Consider the following 4267-nt stretch of genomic DNA (forward strand, 5'->3'; position numbering starts at 1 on the left):
GGGCGGCTTGCTGCTGGGGGCGAAGGCGCAGGCGCCCAGCGCCAGCGTCAAGGGCAGGGCGGCCAGGCGTAAAGACAGTCTGCTCATCGTCATGCTCCCCGTTCCACCGTGTCGCCGGCGTGGGCGCCGGGCGGCACGCCCTCCGGCTCGTCGCGTTCGTCGTGGCGCACGCGGAACCACGCCGCGTACAAGGCCGGCAGGAAGAACAGCGTCAGCACGGTGGCGATGGTGATGCCGCCCATCAGGGCCGTGGCCATGGGGCCGAAGAAGTTGCTGCGCAAGAGCGGAATCAGGGCCAGCACGGCGGCCGCGGCCGTCAACGTGATCGGCCGGAAGCGCCGCACGGTGGCGCCGACGATGGCGTCCACGCGCTTGTGGCCGGCGCCGATGTCCTGCTCGATCTGGTCCACCAGGATGACCGAGTTGCGCATGATGATGCCGAACATCGCGATCACGCCCAGCATGGCCACGAAGCCGAAAGGCTTGCCGAACAGCAGCAGCGCCGCGACCACGCCTATCAATCCCAGCGGCGCGGTCAGCACCACCATCAGCACGCGGGCGAAGCTCTGCAGCTGCAGCATCAGCAGGGTCAGCACGGCTACTGCCATCAGCGGCATCTGCGCGTTGATGGAGGACTGGCCTTTGCCACTTTCCTCTACCGGGCCGCCTACCTCGATGCGGTAGCCGACAGGCAGTTCCGCGCGCAGGGCCTTGAGCTTGGCGTCGATGGCGTGCGTGACGTCTATGCCTTGTGCGCCGGCGTTGACGTCTGCCTGCACCGTGATCGTGGGCTGGCGGTCGCGTTCCCAGATGACCCCGTACTCCAGACCGTAGCGCACGTGCCCCAGGCTGCCCAGCGGCACCGCGCCGTTGGGCGTGGGCATGGCCAGCGTGGCCAGGCGGGCGGGGTCGATCCGCTCTTCCTGCGGCGCGCGCAGGCTGACGCCGATGAGCTTGTCGCGTTCGCGGTACTGCGTGACCGCGTAGCCCGACAGGGTCATGGCCAGGAAGTCCGAGATGTCGCTGGAGTTGATGCCCAGTTCGCGCGCCTTCTGCTGGTCGATTTCGAAACGCACCGATCGTTCGGACGGCTCGTCCCAGTCGAACTGCACATTGGTCGAGCGCGGATCGGCGCGGACCTCGGCGGCCACCTGTTCGGCCACCTTGCGCACCTCGGCGATCTTGTCGCCGCTGACGCGGAACTGCACCTGGAAGCCCACGGGTGGACCGTTCTCGAGGCGAGACAGGCGGGTGCGGATGGCGGGGAACTGTTCGCGCAGCACGGGCTGCAGCCACCGGGCCAGCTTTTCGCGGTCCTCGACGGAATGCGCGGTGATGACCAGCTGGGCGAAGTTCGGAGTGGCGAGCTGCTGGTCCAGCGGCAGGTAGAAGCGCGGCGCACCGGTGCCGACGAAGCTGACCGAGTGGTCGATTTCGGGACGGCCTTCCAACACCTTCTCCAGCCGCTCGACCTGGCGCAGCGTGGATGCGAACGACGCGCCTTCCTGCAGGCGCACGTCCACCAGCAGTTCGCTGCGGTCGGAGCTGGGGAAGAATTGCTGGGGCACGAAGCGGAAGCAGGCCATGGCCACCACGAACACCAGCACCGTGCCTCCCAGCACCAGATAGCGGCGGTCCACGCACCAACCCACCCAGCCGCGCAGGCGCTGGTAGAAGCGGGTGTCGTAGATGTCGTGCTCGTGGTCGTCGGGCAGATGGGCCTCGCGCTTGCGTTCCGGCAGCATGCGGTAGCCCAGCAGCGGGATCAGCACCACGGCGGCGAACCACGAGGTGATCAGCGCGATGGCGGACACCTGGAAGATGGAACGCGTGTATTCGCCCGTGCTGGACTTGGCCAGCGCGATCGGCAGAAAGCCCGCCACCGTGACCAGGGTGCCGGTCAGCATGGGAAAAGCGGTGCTGGTATAGGCAAACGCCGCCGCGCGCGCGCGGCTCCAGCCCTGTTCCAGCTTCACGGCCATCATTTCGACCGCGATGATGGCATCGTCCACCAGCAGGCCCAGCGCCAGCACCAGGGTACCGAGCGATACCTTGTGCAGGCCGATGCCGAACATGTCCATGAACAGCGCCGTGACCGCCAGCACCACCGGGATCGAGATGACCACCACCATGCCGGTGCGGAAACCGAGAGACACCAGGCTCACGGCCAGCACGATGGCGACCGCCTCGGCCACCGAGCGCAGGAAATCATCGACCGAATGCGACACCGCTTTCGGCATGCTGGAGACTTCCGTCAGCGTCAGGCCGGCCGGCAACTGGGCCTTGAGCTCATCGAACTTGGCGCCCAGGGCCTTGCCCAGATGCACCACGTCGCGCCCTGGCTGCATGGTGATGCCTATGCCCAGCACGGGGCCGCCGCCCAGCCGCATCTGTTCGATGACCGGATCTTCGTAGCCGCGGCGGATGGTGGCGATGTCCCCCAGCCGGATCGATTTGCCGTTTACCCGGATCAGCGTGTCGGCCAGGGCCCGGCTGTTGGCATACTGGCCGCTGGGCCGCACGAAGATACGGTCGTCGGCGGTGGTCAGCGTGCCGGCGCCGGCTACGGCGTTCTGGCTGTTGATGGACTGGGCGATCTGTTGAGGCGACACGCCCAGCCGCGTCAGCTGGGTGTTGGAGATTTCCACATAGATGTGCTCGGGCTGGTCGCCAAAGTAGTCCACCTTGGCCACCCCAGGCACGCGCAGCAGCACGGTGCGCAGACTATCGGCGTAGTCGTGCAGCTGCGCGGGCGAAAAACCGTCACCCTGCAGCGTGTAGATGTTGGTGTAGACGTCGCCGAACTCGTCATTGAAGAAGGGGCCTTGCACGCCCGGAGGCAGCGTGGCCGAGATGTCGCCGACCTTCTTGCGCACCTGGTACCACTGCTCGGCCACGGTGCTGGCGGGCGCGGAGTCCTTCATGGTGTAGAAGATCAGCGATTCGCCGGGCCGCGAGTAGCTGCGCATGAAGTCCGTGTTGGGGGCTTCCTGCAGCTTCTTGGCGATGCGGTCGGTGACCTGTTCCTGCACCTGTTGCGCGGTCGCGCCGGGCCAGAGCGTCTTGATGACCATGACGCGGAAGGTGAAGGGCGGATCTTCCGATTGCGCCAGCTTCGAATACGACAGCACGCCGAACAGCGTGATCAGCGTAATGATGAAGATGACCAGGGGCTGGTGCCGCAGCGCCCAGGCCGACAGGTTGAAGCGGCCTTCCTCGTGGCGCTGCGCCTGGGTCGAAGCGTCCTGTTGCGGGCCGCTCATGAGGCGAAATCCTCGGGATGCAGCGGCGGCACGGCGCGGACTTTCTCGCCGGCGGCCACCGTGTGCACGCCTTGCCACACCACGCGCTCACCCGCCTGCAAGCCCTTGGACAGGGTGACGGTGCGGGCGTCGTAGCGCAGCACTTCGACGCGGCGCAGTTCCAGTGTGTCTGCGCCTGCCTTGACGATCCACACCGCGGGCGCGGGGCCGTCGTGGAACAGCGCGGTCGCCGGCACGGTGTAGGTCGTCAGGCTGTCGCCTGCGCGGTTGTCGAAGCTGATGTTGGCCGTCATGCCCAGGCGCACGTCCGCAGTCGGCGCTTCCAGCGTGAGCTTGGCGCGATAGGTGCGGCTTTGCGGATCCGCGGCTGGCGCGATTTCGCGCAGCACGGCGGAAAAGGTCTGGCCAGGCAGGGGGCCGAGCGCGACGCTGGCGCGCTGGCCGATGGCCAGGCCCGCCAGCACGCTCTCCGGCACGTCGCAGATGGCGTCGATATCGCCGGACCAGGCCAGGTTATAGACCGCCTCGCCCGCGGCCACATTCTGCCCGGTGTCGGCCTGCTCAGAGGTGATCACGCCGGCATGGTCGGCCTGCAGCGTGGTGTATTTGAGCTGATCGGCCGCCAGGGCGGCCTGCTGCTGCGCCTGGTCGCGCTGCGCCAGCGCCGCGGCGTAGGCGTTGCGGGTCTGTTCCAGCTGGGTCGCGGCGATCAGGTTTTCGCGAGCCTGGGCGCGGTCGCGGTCCAGCTGCTGGCGCGCGTAGTCCAGCTGGTGCTGGGCCGCCGACAACTGCGCGCGGGCGCTGGCGGCGTTCTTGGCGGCGTCGGCCGGATCCAGTTTGGCGACGACCTGTCCGGGGGTGACGGCATCGCCCAGCCGGACCTGGCGCTCGATGATCTTGCCGCCCACGCGGAATGACAGCGGCGTGCTGTAGCGCGCCTGCACTTCGCCCGGCAGGGTCCAGGCGGGCAGGCGCTCATCCGCCTGGGCGGGCATGGCGACCAC

General features: G+C 67.9%; 2 protein-coding genes. Both read right to left on the minus strand.

Features of this window, described 5'->3' with window-relative positions:
• Positions 1 to 89: 89 nt before the first annotated feature.
• Complete coding sequence (locus tag VIR09_RS20670) at positions 90 to 3263, minus strand: efflux RND transporter permease subunit (protein WP_332014548.1); 3174 nt, start codon at positions 3261 to 3263, stop codon at positions 90 to 92.
• Positions 3260 to 4267, minus strand: a 1008-nt coding sequence (locus tag VIR09_RS20675) for an efflux RND transporter periplasmic adaptor subunit (RefSeq protein WP_332014549.1), incomplete at its 5' end; no start/stop codon positions are given. The genes VIR09_RS20670 and VIR09_RS20675, both read right to left, overlap by 4 nt.

Origin of the sequence: Achromobacter sp., from assembly GCF_036567245.1 — a bacterium.
Classification (GTDB): domain Bacteria; phylum Pseudomonadota; class Gammaproteobacteria; order Burkholderiales; family Burkholderiaceae_B; genus Achromobacter.

What these genes read in the sequence shown, in the direction of transcription:
- VIR09_RS20670 (WP_332014548.1), bottom strand. Translation starts at nt 3,263, where the DNA reads ATGAGCGGCCCGCAACAGGACGCTTCGACCCAGGCGCAGCGCCACGAG.